This window comes from Microbispora bryophytorum, from assembly GCF_006874465.1.
In the GTDB taxonomy this organism is placed as follows: Bacteria; Actinomycetota; Actinomycetes; order Streptosporangiales; family Streptosporangiaceae; genus Microbispora; species Microbispora bryophytorum.
In genome coordinates, this window is record NZ_VIRL01000003.1 from 446,446 (window position 1) to 469,312 (window position 22,867).

At 71.3% G+C, this 22,867-nt stretch carries 20 protein-coding genes; 6 read left to right on the forward strand and 14 right to left on the reverse strand.

Features of this window, described 5'->3' with window-relative positions; all coding sequences use genetic code 11:
* Positions 1 to 42: 42 nt before the first annotated feature.
* Complete coding sequence (locus tag FLX07_RS09540) at positions 43 to 990, reverse strand: NAD(P)-dependent alcohol dehydrogenase (protein ID WP_223853048.1); 948 nt, start codon at positions 988 to 990, stop codon at positions 43 to 45.
* A 115-nt stretch (positions 991 to 1,105) separates the two neighbouring features.
* On the opposite strand from FLX07_RS09540, the gene FLX07_RS09545 reads away from it, so the two are divergent.
* Positions 1,106 to 1,786: a TetR/AcrR family transcriptional regulator gene (locus FLX07_RS09545; RefSeq protein WP_229689549.1), complete on the forward strand. Its 681-nt coding sequence runs from the start codon at positions 1,106 to 1,108 to the stop codon at positions 1,784 to 1,786.
* A 197-nt stretch (positions 1,787 to 1,983) separates the two neighbouring features.
* Here FLX07_RS09545 and FLX07_RS09550 read toward each other — a convergent pair whose 3' ends face one another.
* Both FLX07_RS09550 and FLX07_RS09555 read right to left on the reverse strand, forming a co-directional pair.
* Positions 1,984 to 2,370 (reverse strand): hypothetical protein, encoded by a 387-nt coding sequence (locus FLX07_RS09550; RefSeq protein ID WP_142569641.1) that lies wholly within the window; start codon positions 2,368 to 2,370, stop codon positions 1,984 to 1,986.
* 315 nt (positions 2,371 to 2,685) lie between these two features.
* Positions 2,686 to 3,534: an NAD(P)H-binding protein gene (locus FLX07_RS09555; protein ID WP_142569643.1), complete on the reverse strand. Its 849-nt coding sequence runs from the start codon at positions 3,532 to 3,534 to the stop codon at positions 2,686 to 2,688.
* 84 nt (positions 3,535 to 3,618) lie between these two features.
* On the opposite strand from FLX07_RS09555, the gene FLX07_RS09560 reads away from it, so the two are divergent.
* Positions 3,619 to 4,341, forward strand: a complete 723-nt coding sequence (locus FLX07_RS09560; protein WP_142569645.1) for a TetR/AcrR family transcriptional regulator — start codon at positions 3,619 to 3,621, stop codon at positions 4,339 to 4,341.
* Positions 4,342 to 4,461: 120 nt separating this feature from the next.
* On the opposite strand, the gene FLX07_RS09565 is transcribed toward FLX07_RS09560, so the two are convergent.
* From FLX07_RS09565 to FLX07_RS09580, 4 genes are read right to left on the reverse strand one after another with little or no spacing between them, the layout of a single operon-like run.
* Positions 4,462 to 6,504, reverse strand: coding sequence for a polyprenyl synthetase family protein (locus FLX07_RS09565; RefSeq protein ID WP_142569647.1), 2,043 nt, complete (start codon positions 6,502 to 6,504; stop codon positions 4,462 to 4,464).
* A 20-nt stretch (positions 6,505 to 6,524) separates the two neighbouring features.
* Positions 6,525 to 7,313 (reverse strand): ABC transporter permease, encoded by a 789-nt coding sequence (locus tag FLX07_RS09570; protein WP_142569649.1) that lies wholly within the window; start codon positions 7,311 to 7,313, stop codon positions 6,525 to 6,527.
* Positions 7,310 to 7,939 carry an ABC transporter ATP-binding protein gene (locus FLX07_RS09575; protein WP_142569651.1) on the reverse strand — a complete coding sequence of 210 codons (630 nt, stop codon included), beginning with the start codon at positions 7,937 to 7,939 and terminating at the stop codon, positions 7,310 to 7,312. The genes FLX07_RS09570 and FLX07_RS09575 overlap by 4 nt, the downstream gene beginning before the upstream one ends.
* Positions 7,940 to 7,997: 58 nt before the next feature.
* Positions 7,998 to 8,648: a hypothetical protein gene (locus FLX07_RS09580; RefSeq protein ID WP_142569653.1), complete on the reverse strand. Its 651-nt coding sequence runs from the start codon at positions 8,646 to 8,648 to the stop codon at positions 7,998 to 8,000.
* Positions 8,649 to 8,776: 128 nt separating this feature from the next.
* On the opposite strand from FLX07_RS09580, the gene FLX07_RS09585 reads away from it, so the two are divergent.
* Positions 8,777 to 9,016 (forward strand): ribbon-helix-helix domain-containing protein, encoded by a 240-nt coding sequence (locus tag FLX07_RS09585; RefSeq protein ID WP_142569655.1) that lies wholly within the window; start codon positions 8,777 to 8,779, stop codon positions 9,014 to 9,016.
* Positions 9,013 to 9,447: a PIN domain-containing protein gene (locus tag FLX07_RS09590; RefSeq protein ID WP_142569657.1), complete on the forward strand. Its 435-nt coding sequence runs from the start codon at positions 9,013 to 9,015 to the stop codon at positions 9,445 to 9,447. Before FLX07_RS09585 ends, FLX07_RS09590 begins: the two co-directional genes overlap by 4 nt.
* A 152-nt stretch (positions 9,448 to 9,599) precedes the next feature.
* On the opposite strand, the gene FLX07_RS09595 is transcribed toward FLX07_RS09590, so the two are convergent.
* The 6 genes from FLX07_RS09595 to FLX07_RS09620 all read right to left on the reverse strand — a co-directional run bounded on the left by FLX07_RS09595 (position 9,600) and on the right by FLX07_RS09620 (position 15,646).
* Positions 9,600 to 10,334 carry a GNAT family N-acetyltransferase gene (locus FLX07_RS09595; protein ID WP_142569659.1) on the reverse strand — a complete coding sequence of 245 codons (735 nt, stop codon included), beginning with the start codon at positions 10,332 to 10,334 and terminating at the stop codon, positions 9,600 to 9,602.
* A gap of 45 nt (positions 10,335 to 10,379) precedes the next feature.
* Positions 10,380 to 10,619 (reverse strand): helix-turn-helix domain-containing protein, encoded by a 240-nt coding sequence (locus tag FLX07_RS09600; protein WP_142569661.1) that lies wholly within the window; start codon positions 10,617 to 10,619, stop codon positions 10,380 to 10,382.
* Entirely contained in the window at positions 10,619 to 11,116 is a 498-nt protein-coding gene (locus FLX07_RS09605; RefSeq protein WP_142569663.1) for a DUF2975 domain-containing protein, read from the reverse strand. The genes FLX07_RS09600 and FLX07_RS09605 overlap by 1 nt, the downstream gene beginning before the upstream one ends.
* A 92-nt stretch (positions 11,117 to 11,208) precedes the next feature.
* On the reverse strand, positions 11,209 to 12,669 hold the full coding sequence (locus FLX07_RS09610; RefSeq protein ID WP_142569665.1) for an FAD-binding oxidoreductase: 1,461 nt from the start codon (positions 12,667 to 12,669) through the stop codon (positions 11,209 to 11,211).
* A 138-nt stretch (positions 12,670 to 12,807) separates the two neighbouring features.
* Positions 12,808 to 15,069 (reverse strand): bifunctional polysaccharide deacetylase/glycosyltransferase family 2 protein, encoded by a 2,262-nt coding sequence (locus FLX07_RS09615; RefSeq protein WP_142569667.1) that lies wholly within the window; start codon positions 15,067 to 15,069, stop codon positions 12,808 to 12,810.
* A gap of 7 nt (positions 15,070 to 15,076) precedes the next feature.
* A complete protein-coding gene (locus FLX07_RS09620) occupies positions 15,077 to 15,646 on the reverse strand; it encodes a hypothetical protein (RefSeq protein WP_142569669.1) in 570 nt (189 codons plus the stop codon).
* Positions 15,647 to 15,954: 308 nt separating this feature from the next.
* Between FLX07_RS09620 and FLX07_RS09625 the strand changes: the two genes are divergently transcribed.
* Positions 15,955 to 16,776, forward strand: coding sequence for a tryptophan 2,3-dioxygenase (locus tag FLX07_RS09625; RefSeq protein WP_142569671.1), 822 nt, complete (start codon positions 15,955 to 15,957; stop codon positions 16,774 to 16,776).
* A 26-nt stretch (positions 16,777 to 16,802) separates the two neighbouring features.
* A complete protein-coding gene (locus tag FLX07_RS09630; protein WP_142569673.1) occupies positions 16,803 to 21,773 on the forward strand; it encodes an NAD-glutamate dehydrogenase in 4,971 nt (1,656 codons plus the stop codon).
* Positions 21,774 to 21,786: 13 nt separating this feature from the next.
* Here FLX07_RS09630 and FLX07_RS09635 read toward each other — a convergent pair whose 3' ends face one another.
* The gene (locus tag FLX07_RS09635; protein ID WP_142569675.1) at positions 21,787 to 22,857 is read right to left on the reverse strand and encodes a DUF8094 domain-containing protein; all 1,071 of its coding nucleotides are present in this window, start codon (positions 22,855 to 22,857) and stop codon (positions 21,787 to 21,789) included.
* Positions 22,858 to 22,867: the final 10 nt, after the last annotated feature.

The following is a 22,867-nucleotide window of genomic DNA, read 5'->3' on the forward strand; positions in this document are numbered from 1 at the left end:
GAAGCGAGTCGGCGCAGCGCCACCCCCTCGGCCGGACCGCACTCAGTCGACCCTGACCACGTACTTGCCCCGCACCCCGCCCGCCTCCAACGCGCGGTGCGCCGCCGCTGTCTCCTCCAGCGGGAAGCACGTGTCCACCGCAGGGCGCAGTCTCCCCTCCGCCACCTCACGGGCGAGGTCGTCGAAGAGCGCCCGTTTGGGGTTGCCGCTGAAGAAGCGCACCCGGCCGCGGCCGTGTACGGCGCTGGCGGCGATGTAGCCGAGTGAGGCGGCGAGCCTGGTCTGGTCGAAGGCGATGGTGACCATGCGGCCGCCGGGCGACCGCAGGCGCCGGAAGGCCCGCAGGTCGGTGCCCGCGGTGTCGAGGACCACGTCGAACGGGCCCAGTTCCGCCGGCGAGACGCTCCGGTGGTCGATGGCGTGGTGGGCGCCGAGCGTTCGGACGAAGTCGAGGTTGGCGGCGCGGGCCAGGGCCGTGACCTCGGCCCCGTAGGCCTTTCCGAGTTGGACGGCGGCGTTGCCGACGCCGCCCGCGGCGCCGCGTACGAGCAGTCGCTCGCCGGGGCGCACTCCGGCCTTGTCACGCAGCGCCGTGATGGCCGTGGTCGCCACCGGCAGTGCGGCGGCCTCCACGAGATCCAGCCCGTCCGGGACCCGGCCGAGCCGCTCGGCCCGGACGGTCACATAGTCGGCGGCGCTGCCGAATCCGGTGCGGCCGAGGACGCCCCACACCCGGTCGCCGACCGCGACACCCGTCGCGCCGGCGCCGAGCGCGGCGACCTCGCCGGTGAAGTCCAACCCGACGCGTTGCGGGAACTTCCGTCCGGTGAGGAGGCGGAGGTCGCCGGCACGGGCCGCCAGTTCGCCGCCGTTGACGCTGAACGCGCGCACCCGCACGAGCACCTCGCCGGGCGCCGGTTCAGGGCGTGGCACCCGGCCCACGTACAGCACCTCGGGGCCGCCGTAGCGGTCGAAAAGCACTGCTCTCATCGTGCGATCGTCCATCGTTCTCACCTTCGCCATCAGTGGCCGTACGGGGAATCCGGCCCCGAGCGTAGGCTCCTAACTGGACGCGATCGTCCGCTTAGGTAGGAAGTGAGAGACAGTGGTGCAGGAATCCTCTCGGAACGCGGGCCCGGGGCTGCGGGCCGACGCCCGGCGCAACCTGGACCGCATCCTCGTCGCCGCCCGTGCGGTCTTCGCCGAGCACGGGATCGACGCGCCCATGGCGACCGTGGCCCGCCGGGCGGGGGTCGGTGTGGCGACGCTGTATCGGCGTTTTCCGACCCGGGACGCCCTGGTGCGGGCCGCGTTCGCGCAGCAGATGAAGACCTGCGCTCGGGCGCTTACCGAGGCGCTGGCCGACCCGGACCCCTGGCAGGGCTTCCAGCGGCTGGTCGAGACGGTCTGCGAGCTTCAGCGGGAGGAGCAGGGTTTCCCCGCCGCGTTCGTCGCGGCCTTCCCGCACAGCATGATGGAACACGCGCAGGCCCGAGGGCGGGTCGAGCGGGACCTCATGGTCCTGGTCCGCAGAGCCCAGGCGGCGGGCGCGCTGCGGGCCGATTTCCACCCTTCCGACCTCGCCGTGGCCCTGTTGGCCCACTGTGGTCTGGTCACCGCGCTGCCGCATGACAGTGCCGCGTCCCGGCGCCTGGTGGCGTATCTGCTCCAGTCGTTCCGCGCCGAGGCGGCTCACGGGGCCCTGCCTCCGCCGAGTGCTCTGTCGTTGCGCAGTTTCCCGATAGCGGCCGACGGCTCCCGGAGACAACGCCCCTCCAGGGCCTGATCCGAGAGTGGGCGACTCCCGGCAGCCGGGTCCTACTGATCCGGGTCCCAGGCCTGGAGCAGGTCGAACAGACGCGGGTCGCCGTCGACCTTCAGGGAGTCCACCGCCGATGGTCGATGAGCTTCGATCTGGGCGGTCAGGTCATCCGGCGTCAGGTCATCGGCGGTCAGGTCATTGGCGGTCAGGTCATCGGCTGGTCAGGCCGTCGAGCTCGGTCCACGGAAGACGTTCCTCGGCACGCCCCCCACTGATGCGTGGCGCGCCTGGTCGGCGATGTCGTTCAGTTCGCAGGCGACCCGTTCGCGTTCGGCCTCGCCGAGACTCTCCAGCAGCATCTCGAATCGGGCCGTCCAGGACGCCTCCTGCCGGGCCCGTATCAGTGCCGCCTCCCCCGGGGCGAGCGAGGCGAGATCTGTCGCGGTCAGATCCAGCCGCATCAATTCCGTCCGCTCACGTCCGGGATCGTCATGGCCGAGCACATGCGCCACCCGCTGCCGCACGCTTACCCACATGTCCGTGTCCGCGGCCTGCACCACCGCGGTTCCGCCGGCCGCGGCCACCGCTGACAGCCATTCGACCAGCATTTTCGGCCTCCTCACGCGTTTTCATCACACTTTATATCTGGCTGTGATGAGGTCGCCGGATGTTCCGAAAGGGAAATCGGCCCGGGAAACGAGGCCGCCTGAAGGGATTTTCTCCTCATAATGCCGCGGATCGCCGGCAGCGGGGGCTCGGCTCTTACCGCACGCGGAGACACGCGGAGACACGCAGAGAATGACGCAGCGAGCGGACACGATGCGGACACGATGCGGAGACGGTGTGGAGACGGTGCGGAAACGGTCACGTCGTAGATGGACCAGTCGCGAAATCAGGCGTAGAAGGGCCGGACGCCGCACAGCTCAGTTCGTCAGCGTGGCCGCCAGCAGCTCGCGCAACGTGGCCGGCTGACGACCGAGCAGCTCCCCGAGGGCGGGGCCGACCTCGGCGAACTCCCCCTTACGGCTCGCCTCGAACATGCCCAGCAAGAACCGGGCCTGCTGCTCGGGCGTGCCGTGCGACACCATGCCGGCGACCCACTCCTCGTCCGGGACGGTGACGCGGGTGATCTCGCGTCCCGTCAGGTCGGCGGCGATCGCGGCGGCGTCCGCGAGGTCGAGCGACTCGGGACCGGTCAGCGGCGGGGTGATCCCGTCGAGCCGGCCCTCCTCCGTCAGCGCGACGGCGGCCACCTCGGCGAGGTCGGCGTGGGCCGTCCAGGAGACCGGGCCGTCCTCGGGGGCGACGAGCGTGCCGCTCTGCAATGCCTGACGCACGAAATGGACCGCGGTGGTCGCGTAGAAGCCGTTGCGCAGCGCGGTGAACGCGACCCCGGATGCCGCCAGGTCCTGCTCCGTCTCGGCATGGGACGGCATCGGGACGAAGGGGGAGGCCGGGTTCGCCCCCATGTGGCTGGTGTAGAGGACCCGCTCGGCCCCCGCGGCGGTGGCGGCCTCGATCGCCGTACGGTGCGGGCGGGCGTCCGCCGGGCCCGAGACGATCAACACCTGCGACGCGCCCTCGAACGCGTACGCCAGGCTCGCGGGATCGTCGAACTCGCCCTGACGGACCCGTACGCCGAGGTCCACGAGGTCCTGGGCCTTGAGGGGGTCGCGGACGCTGACGCCGATCCGGTCGGCGGGCAGACGGGTGAGCAGGCGCTCGACGACGCCTCGGCCGAGCTGACCGGTCGCTCCGGTGATGATGATCATGATTCACTCCTTGCTATCGCTGATATCGGTTAAACGCTAACACTGGAAAATCGACGATAGCAACACGCTGATATCGTTGGAAGCATGAGCGATCCGGAAAACGAGGCGGCGAGCGGCCGGGACAGGACGCGGGCGCACATCGTGTCGGTCGCGGCCGGGCTGCTCGCGAGCGGCGGGCGCGACGCCCTCTCGACCAGAGCGGTGGCCGCCGCGGCGGGAACCCAGGCGCCGACGATCTACCGGTTGTTCGGCGACAAGGAGGGCCTGCTCGACGCGGTCGCCGAGTATGGCTTCAGCTCATATCTGCAGGACAAGAAGGCGAGCCCGCCGGCCGACGAGCCGGTCGAGGCGCTGCGGGCCGGATGGGAGCTGCACGTCGGCTTCGGGCTGGCGAACCCCGCCCTGTTCTCGCTCATGTACGGCGCTCCCACGCCGGGACGGCAGTCGCCCGCCGCCGTCGCCGCCTTCCGCATGCTGGGGGAGCGCATCCGCGCCATCGCCGCCGCGGGCCGGTTGAAGGTGGGCGAGCGCCTGGCGGCGGACCTCGTGCACGCCGCGGGCTGCGGCACGGTCTTCACGCTGCTCGCCCTGCCCGAGGAACGGCGTGACCCGCGCCTTTCCGAGGTGGCCCGCGACGCGGCGATAGCCGCCATCACCACCGCCGCTCCTGTGGTCGAAACCCCCGGACCCGCCGCGGCGGCGATGGCGCTGCGCGCCGCGCTCCCGGACGCCACCGCTCTCACCGACGGAGAACGGCACGTGCTCGGCGAATGGCTCGACCGCCTCGCCGCGGACGGATCCGGCTGAGGTCCCGGCACCCCGCTGAGAAGAACGGGCTGAGAAGAACGGGCCGGGGAGAACGGGCTGAGAAGAACGGGCCGAAATGAGCGGCCCGGGACCAGCGGGCCGATATGAAGCGGGCCGGGATCAGCGCGCCACGCGGGCCTCGGCGTGTTCGAGCAGGAGTTCCCGGCGCAGCCGGGCCAGGTGCGTCCCGCTGTCGGTGGCCGACGAGCTGTAGCGGTCGATGTCGTGGATGGCGCGCCAGCCCGCAAGCCGATCCCTGACGACTCGCAGGACTCCGATGACCGGCAGCGAGCCCCCACCACCCGAGCCCACGCCACCCGAGGCGGGCCGCAGGATGGTCGGCCCGGACGTGAGGATGGCGTCCACCTGGGCGTAGCCGTCCTCGACCTGGCGGGTCACCTCGTCGATCGCCTCCTGCCTGGTGCAGCCTGTCTCGTGGCGGAGCACCCTGACGAGGTTGTAGGGACTGCCGGTGGCTTCGTCCTGGTCCACGGTCCGCAGGTCGTTCTCCGCGAGCACGGTGGCCGAGCCGAGGTCCAGCAACCGCCGCAGAAGCGGGTGATCGCGTACGGACGGCTCGAACTCCCGGCCACACGTGATCTCGAAGGCGTCCAGGAAGACGGGCACCCCTGCGCTCCCCAGGCGCAGCGGGAACTGGTCGCGCAGGCTGGGGACGTAGCCGCTGAGCCGGTGGCATGCCTCGCGCTCGGCCGCGTCCAGCCAGTCGAGCAGGTGGCCGATGGCCCGCGTCCGCCATGACGGCGGCTGGATCAGGCGGATCCGCTCCCACGCCTGGGCCAGGGCCGTGGCGACCGCGCCACCGGTCGGCGGGGTGTCGTCGAGCCCGCCGATGAGGAGGGCGAGCCGGTGACGCAGCCGGGCGGACTCCGCGTGGTCGGCGAGACCCGGCTCGTCGAAGAGGTCGTCGAGCACGACGCACACCAGCATCCACCGGGCCAGGGTTTCGAGCTGCTCGGCGTCGGCGCCCGGCCACATCAGCGCGGTGGCCGCGGCCATGCCGCTCCAGCGCGGGTGACGGCTCTCCTCCCGCGTGGCGGCCAGCCCGGAGTCCAGCAACCAGGCGTCCAACCGCTCCTGCACCACCCGGACCAGGACGTCGCCCTGAACGGAAGCGGGGGAAGGGGCCGAAGCGGGCGCGGGCGCGGGCACGGCGACGGCAGCCGGGCCGGCCTGTCTCACGGAGCCCACGACCGACCGCACGTAGTCGGCCACCGCCTCTCGCGACTCCGGATCGCCGACGCCCTCCAGCCGCAGAAGGGCCGCCTCCGCCTGCTCGCCGGCGACCTTCCGGGCGTCCTCCACGGCTCCGCAGGACAGGACCAGTTGCCGTGCGCGCTCGGCCTCGGCCGTCGGCAGACCGCGACGCAGCAGCCGGGCGAGCGCGGGGTCGCGGGCCAGGGCCCTGATCACGGGGAGTGTGTAGACGCCTTCGACGAGGTCGGAGTTGGTGGGTTTCCCCAGCTCTCCGGGAGTGGCGGTCAGGTCCAGGATGTCGTCGCGCACCTGGTAGGCCACGCCGAGATGCCAGCCGAACCGCGCCATGGCCTCCTCCGCCTCCGGGTCCCGCCCGGCCTGCATGGCGCCCAGCCGGCAGGCGAGGGACAGCAACTCGGCCGTCTTGGCGCCGGTCACCTCCAGATAGGCCTCCTCGGTGCGGGAGAGCAGGAAGCGGTCGGCGGTCTCGGCGATCATCCCCGAGCAGATGCGCTGGACGGCCTCGGCGGACACCAGTGCCTCGCGCTCGCCCAGCTCGGCGACGATCCGGCTGCCGCTGACGAACAGGAGGTCACCGGCCAGGACCGCCAGGCGTGCGCCCCACACGCTGTTGACGCTCGGCCTGCCCCTGCGCTGCCGCGCGTCGTCGATGACGTCGTCGTGCTGCAGCGACGCCATGTGCAGCAGCTCGACGGCCGCCGCGGCCTTGACGGCACGGACGCCGGCGGCCCGCTCCGGGCCGGCGAGCACGTAGTACGACAGCAGGGCCAAGGTTGGCCGGATCAGGTGGCGGTGACCGGCCGGCTGCCTGGTCAGCGCCGTCAGATCGGCGCGGCTCGGCACGTCCGCCAGGCCGACGATCTCGCGCACCCGTTCCAGGTCGGACTCCAGGGCGGGAAAGACACGGGAAACGATCTCAGTTGTCATGGATGCTCCTGACGGGGGATTCAGGCGGAAAGCGTGGCCGGCCCGCCCACCGGCCGGTGTACGCGCGTGCGGCCGGCGAAAGCGGAGACACCGAAGAGCGCCGTGCCCACGGCCCAGCACACGGCGGGGGCGACGGCGCTCCAGGGCACCGTGTCCAGGGCCACCGCCGCGACCGCCCCCTGCATCGGCCCGTAATCGGGCAGGTAACGCACCAGGGCGCCGGCCGCGGCCGGAGTGGCGAGGGGGCTCTGCAGGGCCAGATCGACCGAGCAGATCACGGTGACGAGGACCAGGCCGGCCAGGTCGCTGGTCAGCACGGCGGCCAGCACGATGCCGATCCCGCCGTAGATCAGCGCCCCGGCGAAGAGGGCGGTGGCGAGCAGCACGGGCTGCGCCGGCCGATGGGTCAGGCAGATCAGACCGGTCGCGTACGCCGCGACGCAGAGCGCGACCACCACCAGGGCGGTGAGCTTCGCCGCGATCAGGCACAGCCGGGGAAAGCCCGACCGCACCAGCCGGCGATCGAAGGACGCCGAGTTCAACGTGGTCACGAACATCATGAACCCGGTGATCAACGCGAGGATCTGCAGCGCCCCGGCGAGCTGGTTGAGCACGTTGGCCGGCAGGGCGACGACCCGCGCCGCGGCGCGTACGTGGAACGGGAGCGCGACCTCCAGGGACAGGGCGTAGATGAGGATCGCCCACACCGGGATGAAGACCACAATGATCACGAGAGCCAGCCGGTTGCGCAGATGCTCCACGAACGTCATGCGCACGGCGGTGGCGTAGCAGGCCCAGTGACCTCTCACGCGGCACCGGTCCTGTCCGCGACCCGCAGCACGCCGCCCTCCAGCCGATGGAGCGTGTCGAGGCGCGCGGCGTCGTACGCGAGGTGGGAGACGACCAGCACCGAGCGGCCACGCGCGCGCAGTTCCTCGGCCAGGTCCCAGAACCGGACGTACGTCTCCCAGTCGAAGCCCTGGTAGGGCTCGTCGAGCAGGAGCACGTCCGGATCGTGCATCAGGGCCAGGACGAGGTTGAGCTTCTGCCGCGTGCCGCCGCTCAGCGTGGCGGGGCGGGCCCGGCGGGAGCCGGAGAACCGCAGCGCGTCGAGCAGTTCCTCGGCCCGGCGCAGACTCTCCAGGCCGTAGGCGACCTGGAAGAACCGCAGGTGCTGCTCGACCGTGAACGCCTCGTGCAGCACCGTCTCCTGCGGGCAGTGACCCATGTGCCCGCGGTGGCGCACCGACCCGCCGTCCGGCCGCAGGTCGCCCGCGAGGACGCGCAGCAGCGTGGTCTTGCCCGCGCCGTTCTCCCCGACGATCCCCACCACCCGGCCGGGCGGCAGATCGAGATTCACCGCACGCAGGACCGGGCCACCCCGGTAGCCCTTCCGTACGTCCCGCACCCGCAGCACGGGCTCATCCGACGGCATGCGCCACCTCCTCCGACCCGGTCCCGCCTGACTGCGCTACCTGTGTGCTACCTGTGTGCTACTTGGGTGCGTCGACGGCGATGAACGCGACGGTGCCGCTGCCCTGGACGCTGCTCACGCCCTTGGTGGAGCACTGGCCGATGTCCGAGGTGGGGGCGGCCTTCCCGGCGATCCGCTTGCCCTTCAGCTTCCCTTGGGTGACCTCGCCGACCAGCATCATGTCGCCCGGGTTGTACGAGGCGATTCCGTCCATGTTGGGCCGGATCGTGGAGGTGCCCAGTTTCTGGCCCTGGGCGTCCTTCCAGGTGACGGTGCCTGTGCCGGCGACGTTCTGGAGGCCGGTGCAGGACGCCTGCGCGCTGCCCTGGAGGGTGACCGTCCCCGAGCGGAGGTTGGGGAAGCTCTTGTCGGGAGAGACGCAGCCGGTGAGCGTCAGGACGCCCTTGGCGGTCACCGCGCGGGCCTCCTTGCCCACCGCGGGGTCGGCGGTGATCGGCTGGGCGGCGCTCGTGCTCATCGCGCACGTCAGCACGGTGTGGCCGCCCTGCTGCTTCGGCGAGGGGTCGGCGACCGGCCTGGTGCGCGCGCCGGCGCTGCCCGACGCGCCCTCGGCGACCGACGGGACGACCGTCAGGGCCAGGGCCACCACACCCGCCGCGGCGGCGGCGAGACCGCCGGCCAGGTACGCGCGAGATCGAGATACGTTCATGGACTTCCCCCCGAATGATTGCTGTCGGCAATCTACTTATCACAATCGGTAACGGGAGGGCCGGTGAGTCGAGACGGGTCACCCGCCGTACCCCCTGGTCGACCCGGTACGTGTGTTAGCGTTGGTACATGTCTATGAAGAGGACGAACGTCTACGCCGATCCTGAGGACCTTGCCCTCATCAAGGAGGCGGCGAAGCGCAGGGGCATTCCGGAGGCGGAGATCATCCGTGAGGGAATCCACTTGGCTGCAATGGCGAACCGTGTGTGGGACGAGCCGTTGGACTGGCCGACCTTCGTAGGCGGCGGCGAGCCGGTCACCAACGAAGAGATAACCTCGGTGGTGGCCAAGGGAGCTGCCAACAGGTGATCGTCATCGCGGACACCTCCGGCATCATCGCCGCCTCTGATAGGAATGCGGCCGAGAGTACCGAGTGTCAGAGCATTCTCCGTGAGGCCGGGACCGTAGTCATCTCTCCGTTGGTTTTGGCGGAAGTCGATCACCTGGCCAAGGTCCGTTTCGGCTCTGCCGCTCGGGTGCAGATCATCGCCTTCATCCTCTCCAATGCGCGGCGTCTGCGCTTTCAGGTCCCGGAAGTCTCGACCGAAGTCCTGGAGGCGGCATGTGCGGTGCGGCACCGCTATGCATCAATGGACCTGGACCTCGCCGACGCGGTCAATGTCGTGCTGGCCGCGGAGTTCCGGACGGACGCCATGCTCACGCTGGACCGGCGTGATTTCCGGGCGGTGCGCCCTCTGACACCGCACAAGGCATTCCGGCTGTTGCCGGACGACATGTAGCCGAGCCTCAGACTTCCCGCGAAGGGGCCCGTGGGTCGTCGGTTACATTTCCTGGGGCTCCCGATCAGGGCGCCGTCTGGGAGGCGGAAGCCGAAGCCGGCCTCCGCCCTCGCGGTCACGGCGATGAAAGTGTGGCGACCCGGCGGTTCGGCTCAGATCGCTACCGTCATCACGGTCTCGACGACGTGGAAACCGAGCCTCTCGTACACGTGGCGGGCGGGGTTGCCTTCGGTGACCGCCAGGCCCATGCCGTCCAGCCCGGCCGCGCCGGCCCGGGCCAGGGTGACCGACAGCATGAGCGCGCCGAGACCTCGCGGCGACCGGTCCGGATGCCGGAACACGTCCGCGATCCACGGTCCCCGGTTCGAGCCGGTGACGAGAACTCCCCCCACGACCTCGCCCGTCCCAGGAGAGCCGTCCCGCACGGCGAGGACGCTGCAGGAAAGCAGGGGGCCGATCTCCTCGCCGCCGAGGAGCGGAACGAGCTCCTCCTGCAACGCCTTCTCGGGGTCGCGGGGGCGGTGGTCGGGATGGCCGGGCGGGTAGGCCGCGAACCACGCGGGGAGGATCTCGGCGGGCGGCCGATCACAGGGGACTATCAGAAAGCCGTCCGGAGCGGTGTCGGTGACCGGCCGGGCGAGCGGCAGATCGCACCGCATCACGTGCATGTGCCGCAGCAGCCGCGCGCCTCGGTCGAGCAGGGCCTGACCGAGATCGACCGGCGCGGAGACCGCCCAGCCGGGCATCCGCGACGTGATCGCGTCGGCGGCTCCCCGGCCGACGTCCTCGATCGCGTACGCCCAGGGGCGGCCGTCGCGGACGCCTTCCAGATAACTGAACACCGGGACGCCGCCGGGGCCGGGCATTCTCCGCCGCTCCTCGGTCATATCGCGAGGTTCGCGCACCACGGCCCGATCGGCAACCGGTCGAGGTCACGCGTCCGCGTCGTCCCCGTCATCCGCGTCGTCCCCGTCCTCCCAGCGCAGCAGGTCTCCCGGCTGGCACTCCAGCGCCTCGCAGAGCGCGGCGAGTGTCGAGAAGCGCACCGCCTTGGCGCGGCCGTTCTTGAGCACCGCCAGATTGGCGGGTGTGATCCCGACGCGGTCCGCGAGCTCGCCCACGGACATCTTCCGCTTGGCCAGCAGCACGTCGATCTCGACGACGATCGGCATCAGATCACCTCGTCCAGCTCGGCCTGCATCCGCGCCGCCTCGATGTCGCGCCTGACAGCCTGGGCGAGCAGCATCCGCAGCACGAGCACGATGAGCGCGACCCCCAGCACCGCCACGCCGGCCCCGCCCACCAGGAGGACCACGCCCGGGGGGACGGCTTCGCCCGGAGCCAGGACGACCCCGAGCGCGAAGATCAGGAGGGCGGCCGCCACGAAAGCGCCGATCACGACGTTCACCCATCGGAAGGCGTCGTGGGAGAAGACCGTTCCTCGCCGCACCATCGTCACCAGACGCCACACGCTGACCAGGACGACCTCGACCGTCACGACGCCCAGGAACGTGATCGCCAGGAACGGGGAGCGCAGGTAGGCGTAGTCCGGGTCGAGTCTCTCCAGGTCGGAGGCGAGGAGCGGCACCATCACGGCCTGCACGAACACCGAGCCGGCGAGCAGTGCCACGAGCACGGCACGCAGCGCGAGCACTGTCAGCTGTCTCATCGTCTCTCCTTCAATCGAAGCACGATAGAAATCTATCGATAATCGATAGGAAGAAGCAAGGCGTGCTCCCGGCCGATGCTCGGGACCGCTCCCTAGACGCCCTGGGGCAGGCGGAACAGGCGGCCGGGGTCGTACGCCGCCTTGACCCGGGCCAGCCGGGCGGCGTTGGCGCCGTAGTACTGCTGCCGCCAGTTCTTGAGCTCCGGATCGATGTAGTTCACGTACGCGTGGTCGCCGAAATACGGCCGCATGGCGGCGTGGGCGGCCCGGGCCCAGGCGGCCGCGCCGGAGAAGTGGGAGTAGTACTGCACGCTGAACAACGCCTTGCGGTGGGGGAAGGCGGTGGCGTCGGGCCGGACCCGGGCGACGGCGCCGCCGAGCGCGTCGAGCATCACCGTGTGCCGACCCGGCGCGGCGACCCGGGCCAGCAGCGCCTTGATCCCGGCCGACGACAGCGGCGTGTACGCGAAGTGCGACTTGGCCGAGAACGAGTCGCGGACCAGCTTGCCCCTCGCGTTCTGCCCGGGAAGCGTGCCCGGACGGTGGCACTGGGCCACCGACATCGACGCGCAGCCCGCCTCCACCATCATCGCGTGGTCGTAGGCGGACGTCGCGACGTAGCGGGTCGACGGGCCCGATCCGACGCGGTCGACGAGCTTCTGCAGCAGGTTCTCGCACGCTGTCCTGCCACCGAGGTAGAGGCCGCCCACCATCACGTCGAGCGACGGGTCGTGGTCGAGATGGCAGTTGGACCACATCGCGTCAGGCGCGGCGGGCGCCCACGCCTGCCACGCCTTCAGCACGGCCGCGGCCTTCGACCAGGGCCAGTGCAGGAAGAACAGGGTCACGGAACGCGTCGGATGGGTCCGGAACGTGAACGACGTCGCCACGCCGAAGTTGCCGCCGCCGCCTCCCCGGGAGGCCCAGTAGAGGTCCGGGTGCGAGCTCGGCGAGCAGGTCACGACCTTCCCGTCCGCCGTGACGACCTTCAAAGACTCCAGCGCGTCGCAGGTCAGGCCGTACTGCCGCGACACCACGCCGATGCCGCCGCCCAGCGTGAGCCCGGCCACCCCGACCGTCGGGCAGGACCCCGCCGGGATGCTGACGCCGTGCGCGGCCAGCTTGGCGTACACGTCGACCAGCCGCGCCCCGGCGCCGACCGTGGCGTGGCCGCCCGAGGAGGACACGCCGCTCATCGGCGACACGTCGACGACGAGCCCGCTGCCCGTGGACCAGCCCGCGTAGCTGTGGCCGCCCGACCGGGAGGTCACCGGCACGCCGTACCGCCGGGCGAACGCCAGGCACTCCGACACGTCCGCCGCCGTCGTGCAGTAGGCCACCCCGACCGGCCGTGCGGAGTCGAAGGCCGAGTTGAACACGCGGCGCGCGTTGTCGTACGACGCGTCGCCGGGGCGGATCAGCTTGCCGTCCAGCCCCCGCCCGAGCGCGGACCAGTCGGCGGGACGGGGACCCGCGGCGGCGAAGGCCGTGCCGGAAAGGGCGGTGGCCCCGGCAAGGGCCGAGACGCGAAGGAAACTCCGTCTGTCGATCATGGTCGTACTCCCGAGGTGGTGATCTACCTCGTTGAGACGCTCATGGAATCGATCCGGTTGGTTACAAGGTCGTCACGTCGCCCCGGTGCGGAAGGGCCGCGCCGGAGACCCGGGGGCCGCCCGGCGTGCCCGACGTCGTCACGGACGGCTCCGTCTCCTCCTCGGAGCGTTTCCATCCGTGACCGCCCGGCGCCGGCGGCCCGCGGACGATCTCGAAGCCGGCGATCTCGGGACGGGCGGTCTCGGGGCGGACAGTCTCGGGGTGGACGGCCCCGCCAGGGTGAACGTGCCCTCCCTGCGGACCGTGTGCCAGCGCAGCCGGGCCCCCAGAACCGCGGTGGCCACCGACTGGATGACGACCAGGTACATCAGCTGCCGGTAGACGAACTGCTGCAACGGCAGCACCCACAGCACCGAGGCCCGTTCGCCGTCCAGGCGCAGCGCGTACCAGCCGGTGAGCGCCTGCACCGCGACGAAGCCGGCCCACACCGCGACCACGGGCAGCGGGTCGCCGACGAACAGCCCGTAGAGGGCCATGACGTCGACGACGGGGGCCAGCAACGGCAGGATCACCTGAAACAGGGTGAGATATCCGAGGCATCGCCGGCCGAAGGGACGGCGCTCCGCGACGGCCCCGCGATGCTTCCAGATCGCCTGCAGCGTGCCGTAGCACCACCGGTACCGCTGCCGCCACAGCTGGCCGAGCGAGGCGGGCGCCTCGGTCCACGCGCGCGCCCGCTCCTCGTAGACCACCCGCCAGCCCCCGCGGCTGATCGCCATGGTCAGGTCGGTGTCCTCGGCGAGCGTGTCCGCGCTGACCCCGCCGGCCGACGCGATCGCCTCGCGGCGGAATGCGCCGATCGCCCCCGGCACCGTCGCCATGCAGCCGAGCAGGTCGAACGCGCGGCGGTCCAGGTTGAACCCGACGACGTACTCGATGTGCTGCCAGCGGCCGATCATGCCGCGCCGGTTGCCGACCTTGGTGTTGCCGCTGACCGCGCCGACGGTTCCGTCCGCGAGCGGCCGTACGAGGTGACCGATGGTCGGGGGCTCGAAGACGGTGTCGCCGTCGACCATGACCAGAATGCCGTGGGCGGAGTGGGCGATGCCGGTGGTGAGCGCGACGGGCTTCCCGGCGTTCGGCTGCCGGATCACCCGGACCCCGGGCAGGCCGAGCGAGGCGGCGATCGCTCCCGTCTCGTCGGCCGAGCCGTCGTCCACGACGACGACCTCGACCGGGCCGGGGTAGTCGGTCGCGACGAGCGACCGGACCGTCGCCTCGATCCCCGCCGCCTCGTTGTACGCGGGCACGATCACCGAGACCGGCGGCGCGGCCGTCCCGTGGGGGACGACGGCGTTGGCGGATCTCCCGCGCGTCCTGCGGGCGTGCGCCCACGCCAGCGCGACGAAGAGGGCCAGCCGGAGCAGGGTGAGCACGCCGGCCGCGGCGAGGAACCAGCCGAGCGCCTCGACGAAGGCGAAGGAGGCGCGCTGGGCGAACCCCAGGATCGCGCCGAGGACGCGCTCGTCGGCGGAGGCGGCGGTGTGCGCCGTGGGGAGCCCGACGGCGTCCGTGAGGGTGGTGGCGGCGTATCCCTTCTTCTCCAGCCGGGTGAGCAGCCGGTCGACGGCGGCCAGCGTCCGGGCGCGGTCGCCGCCCGAGTCGTGGAACATGATCACTGCTCCCTCGCCCTCGACCGTGCGCGCGAGGGACGCGAGGACCATCTCGTTCACGGGCGGGCGGCTCCAGTCCTGGGTGTCCACGTCGGTGAACGTCACGAGGTATCCCTCGTCGCCGAGCAGCCGCATGGTGGCGAGCTGCCGGTATCCGGCCGCTCCGGGGCCCGAGGAGTACGGAATGCGGGCGAGGCGGGTGTGGATCCCCGCCGCCGCGGCCAGCGCCTTCTGCGTCAGGGACATCTCCACGCGGGCCCGCCAGGCCGGCACCGCGCCCAGGTCGGCGTGGGTGTAGGTGTGGTTGCCGATCTCGTGCCCCTCGGCGACCATGCGGCGGGTGAGCTCGGGGTGCTCGGCGACGTGGGCTCCCAGGACGAAGAAGGTCGCCTTCGCGCGGTGCTCGCGGAGCAGGTCGAGCAGCAGGGGCGTCCACCTCGGATCGGGTCCGTCGTCGAAGGTGAGCGCCACCCGGCGGGGCCTGGGCCGTGCGCTGAGCGGCCGGGACCCCGAGACGTTGACCAGGGGGCCGCCGGAGCGGATCTGTTCCAACTCGGCGGAGTCGCCGAAGTCGGCCGGGGGCGGCTGGGTCTCGCCGACGACGTTGTGCGCGTACGCGTCGAGCAGCAGCGCCCCGGCCATGAGTAGCGCGGCGATCGCGACGAGGAACCAGTGGCCGCGCGGCTCTGCCGTTCTGCGCTCTGCCGGTCTGCGCTGTCGTCTCATCGACGCGTCACTGGGCGGCCCCGGGCTGCTGCGGAGGCGTCTGGACGGTGCCGGGTTCCGACGCCGGGGGCCGCGTCGCCTCCTCGGCGGGCGCCGTGGACTGCACGACCTCGGAAACCTGCGGCGCGGGCGTCGGCTCGCCGGGCGCGGAGATCTCCACATCCGGCTCCGGGAGCGAGGAAGCGGAAGGCGTCCTGCTCGGCCTCGGGCTCTTCCGGGCGGAGGGGGAGGGCGCCCTGCTCGGCAGCCTGCGCGCGGAGGGAGTCCGCCGCGCCGGGGGCGCCGTCGCGCGCGGCGTGCCGTTCGCCGCCGCCTCGTCCCGGGGGGCACGCCTGCGCTCGGACCCGCGGGACGGAGTGGTGGAGCCCGCGGGGGAGCGTTCCACGACCGGCTGCACCTGCGTGCCGGGCCATCTCATCGGGGGCAGCTCCGGGCCCGCCAGCGCTCCGCTCACCAGCGTGAGGGTCAGCGCGAGGACGACGATCGCCCCGCCGACCGCGGCGGCTGTCAAGATCTTTGCCCGGCGCCCGCTCTGGTCCACGAAGACGGCCGCGCGCTCCGGACGTCGATCTTCCACGACGCATGATCGTACGTGAATCGAAAGCAGCTTCGAGAAGTCCGGGCCATTTTGTGATCAGGCATTCGCGATTTCCCGATGCCCGGTGCGAGGTCCTCCCGGCGGCGGGTGGTCGTCCTGGTGGCTGATGCGCATGAGACCCCTCGGAGGAGGCCTGGCTGGTTAAATGTGACAAGGTCAACCCCCTGATCGCGAGCGCGCGACGAAGTTGACGTTTGTGCCGTTATGGGGTGGTATCGGGGGCGGTGGTGCCGGGCTTTCGGTCAATGGGGACCGGGAGGGCCGCGCCCATCGTGGAGGAGTGGCGCATGCCTGCGACGCCGTACGGCCGAGCCGGGTCCGGGGACAGGCTGCCCCCCTCGCGCAGCTTCGGCGAGGAGGGCGGGCGTCTGTCCTACGGCGGCTACCTTCGCCTGCCCGAGCTGCTCGCCCAGCAGGAGCGGCGGTCCGGGGCCGGCGACGAGTTGCTGTTCATCACCGTTCACCAGGTCTACGAGCTGTGGTTCAAGCTGCTCCTGCACGAGCTGGAGCGGATCAGGGACGCGATGATCGAGGGCGCGCTGTGGCGCGCCAGGCAACTGTTCCGCCGAGTGCACGCGGCGGAGAAGGTCCTGGTCGACCAGGTCCAGGTGCTGGAGACCATGACGCCGCAGGACTTCCTGGAGTTCCGGTCGGTCCTCGCCCCCGCGAGCGGTTTCCAGTCGGTGCAGTTCCGCGAGCTCGAGTTCCTCTCGGGCGCCAAGGACCCGGCGTACCTCGGCCGGCTGAGGGACGCGAGCGAGGCGGAACTCGCCAGGCTGCGGCGGCGGCTCGCCGAGCCGACGCTGTGGGACGCCTACCTCACCGCCCTGTCCGGGCGCGGTCTGCCGGTCTCCGACGAGGAGATCATGGAGTCCCTGCTGGCCGTGGCCCGCCAACGCGGATCGTACGACGATCTGTGGGACCTGGCCGAAGATCTCCTCACTCATGACGAGACGACCGCGCTCTGGCGGATGCGGCACGTGCAAATGGTGGAGCGCCAGATCGGGACGAAATCCGGTACGGGAGGCTCGTCCGGGGCACCGTACTTGAGGGGAAGGACGCGTTTGCACTTCTTTCCCCTGCTTTGGGAACTCCGGGCCTGGCTTTGAATTCTCACAAGGGAGTGAGTAGCGACATGCCGCTCGAAATGGCGCTGAATCGGCAGGAGTCGGAAGAAGTGCTGGACGAACTTCTCCGCACCGCCGCCGAGAGGTGCGCGCACGCGCCGGGAGCGCTGCAGGTGGAGGGCGAAGACCCCCTGACCTTTCTGCGGCAGTACTACCGCAGCGTCCCGGTCGAGGACCTGGCCGACCGCGACCCGGTCAACGTGTACGGCCCCGCGATGGCCCACCGCCACCTGGCCCAGCACCGGCCGCAGGGGCGCGCGCTGGTCCGCGTCTACACACCCACGCTTGAGGAGCACGGCTGGGACCCGGGCCGCTCGGTGGTCCAGATCGTCACCGACGACATGCCGTTCCTCGTCGACTCGGTGACGACCGAGCTGGACCGGCACGAGATCGGCACCCACCTGATCGTCCACCCTCAGATCCGGGTGCGCAGGGACATGACCGGTGAGCTGCTCGGCCCCGACAGGGAGAACGTGACCGGGCAGGTCATCCGCGAGTCGTGGATGCACATCGAGATCGACCGGCAGGCCGATCACACAGTGCTCAAGGAGCTGGAGAGCGACCTGCAGCGAGTGCTGCTCGACGTGCGCTGCGCGGTCGAGGACTTCGCGAAGATGCGGGCGCTGGCCGTGCAGACCGCCGAGGACCTCGCGGCCAACCCGCCGCCGCTCGACCCCGCGCAGGCCGAGGACGGCATGGAGCTGCTGCGCTGGCTGGCCGACGGCCACTTCACGTTCCTCGGCTACCGGGAATACCGGCTTGAGGACACCGACGGCGGCGTCGCGCTGCGCGGCCTGCCCGGCACCGGGCTCGGCATCCTGCGGGCCGACAAGGCCGGATCGGCCAGCTTCGCGGCCCTGCCGCCGAAGGTGCGCGCGAAGGCGCGGGAGAAACAGCTGCTGATCGTCACCAAGGCCAACAGCCGGGCCACCGTCTACAAGCCCCACTACCTCGACTACGTCGGGGTCAAGGTCTTCTCGCCCGAGGGCGAGGTGATCGGCGAGCGGCGGTTCCTCGGACTGTTCACCCACGTGGCGTACAACGAGTCGATCTCGCGGATCCCGGTCCTGCGGCGCAAGCTCGCGGAGGTGCTGGAGCGTGCCGGGCTGTCGCCCGACAGCCACGACGGCAAGGATCTGATGGAGATCCTGGAGACCTACCCGCGCACCGAGCTCTTCCAGATGTCCGTGGACGAGCTGCTGCCCATCGCGCTCGGCGTGCTGCGGCTGCGCGAGCGCAAGCAGGTCAAGCTGTTCCTGCGCCGCGACGACTACGGCCGCTACATCTCCTGCCTCATCTTCCTGCCCCGCGACCGCTACACCACCAAGGTCCGCCTGCACATGCAGCGGATCCTGATGAAGGCGCTCGGCGGCACCTCGCTCGACTACAGCACGATGATCGGCGAGTCGGCGCTGGCCCGGCTGTACATCGTGATCCGCGGCGAGCGCGGCACGCCCCTCGGCGAGACGCCGGTCGACGTCGACGAGCTGGAGGCGCGGTTGGCCGCCACCACCCGCACCTGGGAGGACGACCTCGGGGCCGCGATCGGTGAGCTGTGCCCGGAGGAGGACGCGCCCCGGCTGCTGCGCCGCTACGGCAGCGCCTTCCCCGAGGGCTACAAGGCCGACTTCCCCGCGCGTACGGCGGTCGCCGACCTCAAGCGGCTGGAGACGCTCGGCGAGGACCCGAACGCCATCGGCATGAACCTCTACGAGCCGTACGGCGCGGCGGAGGGGGAGCGGCGCTTCAAGCTCTACCGGCTGGGCGCGCCGATCTCGCTGTCGCGGGTGCTCCCGCTGCTGCAGCGGATGGGCGTCGAGGTGGTGGACGAGCGGCCGTACGAGATCGACCGCGACCACGACCCCGACACCCGGGACGCCTGGATCTACGACTTCGGCCTGCGGTACACGCCCTCCGAGGAGGTGCACCGCGACGAGTTCAAGCGGCTCTTCCAGGACGCGTTCGCCGTGCTGTGGCGCGGCGAGGTGGAGAACGACGGCTTCAACGCGCTCGTGCTGGCCGGCGGGCTCACCTGGGAGCAGGCCGAGATCCTCCGGGCGTACGCCAAGTATCTGCGGCAGGCCGGGACCACGTTCAGCCAGTCGTACATCGAGAGGGTGCTGCGCGGCAACGTGCGGCTGGCCCGGCTCCTGGTGCGGCTGTTCGAGGCCAGGCTCGACCCGCGGCGGCCGGACGACGGCAGGCCGGAGGTCTGCGACGCGCTGACCGAGGAGATCCTCGCCTCGCTGGACGAGGTCGCCTCGCTCGACGAGGACCGCATCCTGCGGGCCTACCTGGAGATGATCCAGGCGACGCTGCGCACCAACGTCTTCCAGGCCGCGCCCTCCGGAAAGGACGCGGACGGGCGCGACGCCGGGGACGCGGGCAGCCAGTTCGTCACCGGCAGGCGCAAGCCGTACATCTCCCTGAAGGTCGACTCGCAGTCGATCAGTGTGCTGCCGCTGCCCCGGCCGAAGTACGAGATCTTCGTGTACTCGCCGCGGGTCGAGGGCGTGCACCTGCGCTTCGGCAAGGTCGCCCGCGGCGGCCTGCGCTGGTCGGACCGCATGGAGGACTTCCGCACGGAGATCCTCGGCCTGGTCAAGGCGCAGATGGTCAAGAACACCGTCATCGTGCCGACCGGCTCCAAGGGCGGCTTCGTCGTCAAGCGGCCCCCCGCGCTCAAGAACGGCGGGGCAGGGCGCGACGAGCTCCTGGCCGAGGGCGTGGCCTGCTACCGCCAGTTCATCTCCGGCCTGCTCGACCTGACCGACAACCTGGTCGCGGGGGAGGTCGTGCCGCCGCCCGACGTGGTGCGGCACGACGGCGACGACACCTACCTCGTGGTGGCCGCCGACAAGGGCACGGCGACGTTCTCCGACATCGCCAACGAGGTGGCCAAGCAGTACGGCTACTGGCTCGGCGACGCCTTCGCCTCCGGCGGGTCCGTGGGCTACGACCACAAGGCGATGGGCATCACCGCCAGGGGCGCCTGGGAGTCGGTCAAGTACCACTTCCGCACGCTCGGCGTGGACGTGCAGAGCACCGACTTCACCGTGGTCGGCGTCGGCGACATGTCGGGGGACGTGTTCGGCAACGGCATGCTCCTGTCGGAGCACATCCGGCTCGTGGCGGCCTTCGACCACCGGCACGTGTTCGTCGACCCCGACCCGGACGCCGCGCGGAGCTTCGCCGAGCGGCGACGGCTGTTCGAGCTGCCCAGAAGCTCCTGGGACGACTACGACAGGTCGCTCATCTCGGCGGGCGGCGGCGTGTGGCCGCGCACCGCGAAGTCGATCCCGGTCTCGCCGCAGACGCGCGCCGCGCTCGGCCTGCCGCGGGGCGTCACCGCGCTCGCGCCGAACGACCTGATCAGCGCGATCCTGCGGGCCCCCGTCGACCTGCTGTGGAACGGCGGCATCGGCACGTACGTCAAGGCGTCGTCGGAGACCCACGCCGACGCGGGGGACAAGGCCAACGACGCGCTGCGGATCAACGCCGCCGACCTGCGCTGCAGGGTGGTGGGCGAGGGCGGCAACCTCGGCTTCACCCAGCGCGCCCGGATCGAGTTCGCGCTGAACGGCGGGCTGATCAACACCGACTTCATCGACAACTCGGCCGGTGTGGACACCTCCGACCACGAGGTGAACATCAAGATCCTGCTCGACCAGGTCGTCCGTGACGGCGATATGACCGACAAGCAGCGCAACCAGCTCTTCCTCGACATGACCGACGAGGTGGGCAGTCTGGTGCTGGAGGACAACTACGCCCAGAACGTCGTGCTCGCGGCGGCCCGGGCGCAGGCGCCGGAGATGCTGCACATCCACGCCCGCTACCTGCGGCGGCTGGAGCGCGAGGGGCTGGTCAACCGGGAGCTGGAGTTCCTGCCGTCGGACAAGGTGCTCGCCGAGCGGCGCCAGGCCGGGCTCGGGCTCACCAACCCCGAGTTCGCCGTGCTGCTCGCCTACACCAAGCTCGTGGTGGACGCGGAGCTGCTGCAGTCGGACATCCCCGACGACCCGTCGCTGGCGTCGTGGCTGGTGTCGTACTTCCCCTCGGCCCTGCGCGACCGCTTCCGGCCGTACATGGACTCTCACCCGCTGCGCCGGGAGATCATCACCACCAGGATCGTCAACGACGTGGTGAATTTCGGCGGGACGAGCTTCGCCTACCGGTTCGGTGAGGAGACCGGCGCCTCGACGGCCGACATCGTGCGGGCCTACCTCGTGACGCGTGAGGTCTTCGACCTGCCGTCGTTCATGCGCCAGGTCGAGGAGCTGGACAACGAGGTGGACACCTCGACCCAGCTCGCCATGCTCATGGAGGGCCGCAAGCTGTCCGAGCGCGGCACCCGCTGGTTGCTCGGCAACCGCCGCCCTCCGCTCGACCTCGCCTCTACGGCCCGCTACTTCATCGAGGGCGCCGGGGGAGTGCTGCCCCACCTGCCCAAGCTGCTGACCGGCCCCGACCTGGTGGCGTACGAGGAGCGCAGGGACTCCTTCGTGGCCAGGGGCGTGCCCGGCGAGCTGGCCGAGCGGGTCGCCGCGATGGTGCCGGCCTACTCCACCTTCGACCTCGTGGAGATCGCGGCCTACACCGGCCGGCCGGTGACCGAGGTGGCCGAGGTCTACTTCGACCTGGCCGACCGGCTCCAGCTCGCCCGGCTGCGCGAGCGGGTGATCGCGCTGCCGCGCGACAGCCGGTGGAACTCGATGGCCAGGTCGGCGCTGCGCGACGATCTGTACGCGGCCCACGCGACGCTCACCAGGGACGTGCTGATCCACAGCCGGCCGGGCCTGTCGCCGGAGGAGCGCCTGGCGAGCTGGACGGAGGCCAACCAGGCCGCGGTGACGCGGTCGCGGCAGACGCTGTCGGAGATCTGGGAGAGCGACACCTTCGACCTGGCGACGCTGTCGGTCGCGCTGCGCGCGGTGCGGACGCTGGTCTCCACCAGCAACCTCCCGCACGCGCAGGCGTGATGACGCTCGGCGATCAGCGGTTGGAGCCGCCGGTGACGACGCCCTCGTAGCCGACGACGTGCGCGGGCGCGGTGGACGCCTTGGGCGGCACCGCGCTCACGTACTGCTGGGTCTCGATGATCTGCCGCTTCTGCCGGATGAACAGGTCCTTGGTGGGGCTCAGCAGCCAGCGGGCCGCCGCGGGGAGCGTCACCGGGCGCCCCTCGCCGCACTTGAGCCCCTGAGGGCTGGGGGTCCACGAGGACGTGCGGATCAGCGTGTACAGCATCATCGCGCCGCCGTCACGCGCGCGCAGCGCGAAGATCGGATAGTTGGGGGCCGAGGCGAAGATCGACTCGTAGTTCATGCAGTCGTCGGCCTTCGCCGTCTCCTTGGTCTCGCTGATCTCGTCGTAGAAGCCCGTCGTCTGCGGGCCGGGGGCGATCAGCCCCGAGGCGTACCCCTTGGGGCCCTCCTCGGCGACCGTGGCGTGCAGCGGGCCCATCAGGTTGGGGCTGATGGCCACCGAGGCGTCGCGCGGCTCCAGCGCCGTGGCGTACCCGTCCGCGTCGAGGGCGACCGCGGGCGGTTGCTCGCCGGAGTAGAGCAGGGACGCGAAGCTGTTGAGCCACCGCCCGTCCCGGCCCTGCCGTACGAACGTGAACACGCCCGTGCGGACCTCGCCGGACGCGTCGCGCCGCCGGGCGGTGGCCGCGAACCAGACTGTCGAGCGGCCGCTCTGCCGGGGCACGAGCACCGTACGGCGATCCCAGGTGTAGCGGGCGGGCTTGCTCCCCTGGGAGTGGATGCCGGCGATCGTGATGGGCCGCTGGCCGTCCTGGGTGAGCAGGAGCTCCCACCGGTCGGCCCCGGCCAGCCGCAGCACGTCGTCGGTGTCGAGGAACGCGTCGAGCGCCTGCGAGGCCTCCTCAAGCGTCACCGCCGGGGGACTGGGCGACGGCGACGGGCTGTCGCCGGGACTCGGCAGGGCCGAGGTGGCCGCCGCCGGGCTGGCCGTCGGCCGGGCCGGCTCCCCGCCCGAGCAGGCGGCGGCGGCACAGGTGACGAGGGCAAGGGCCAGCGCACTCCGAACGACCCCGTTCACGCCAGCCTCC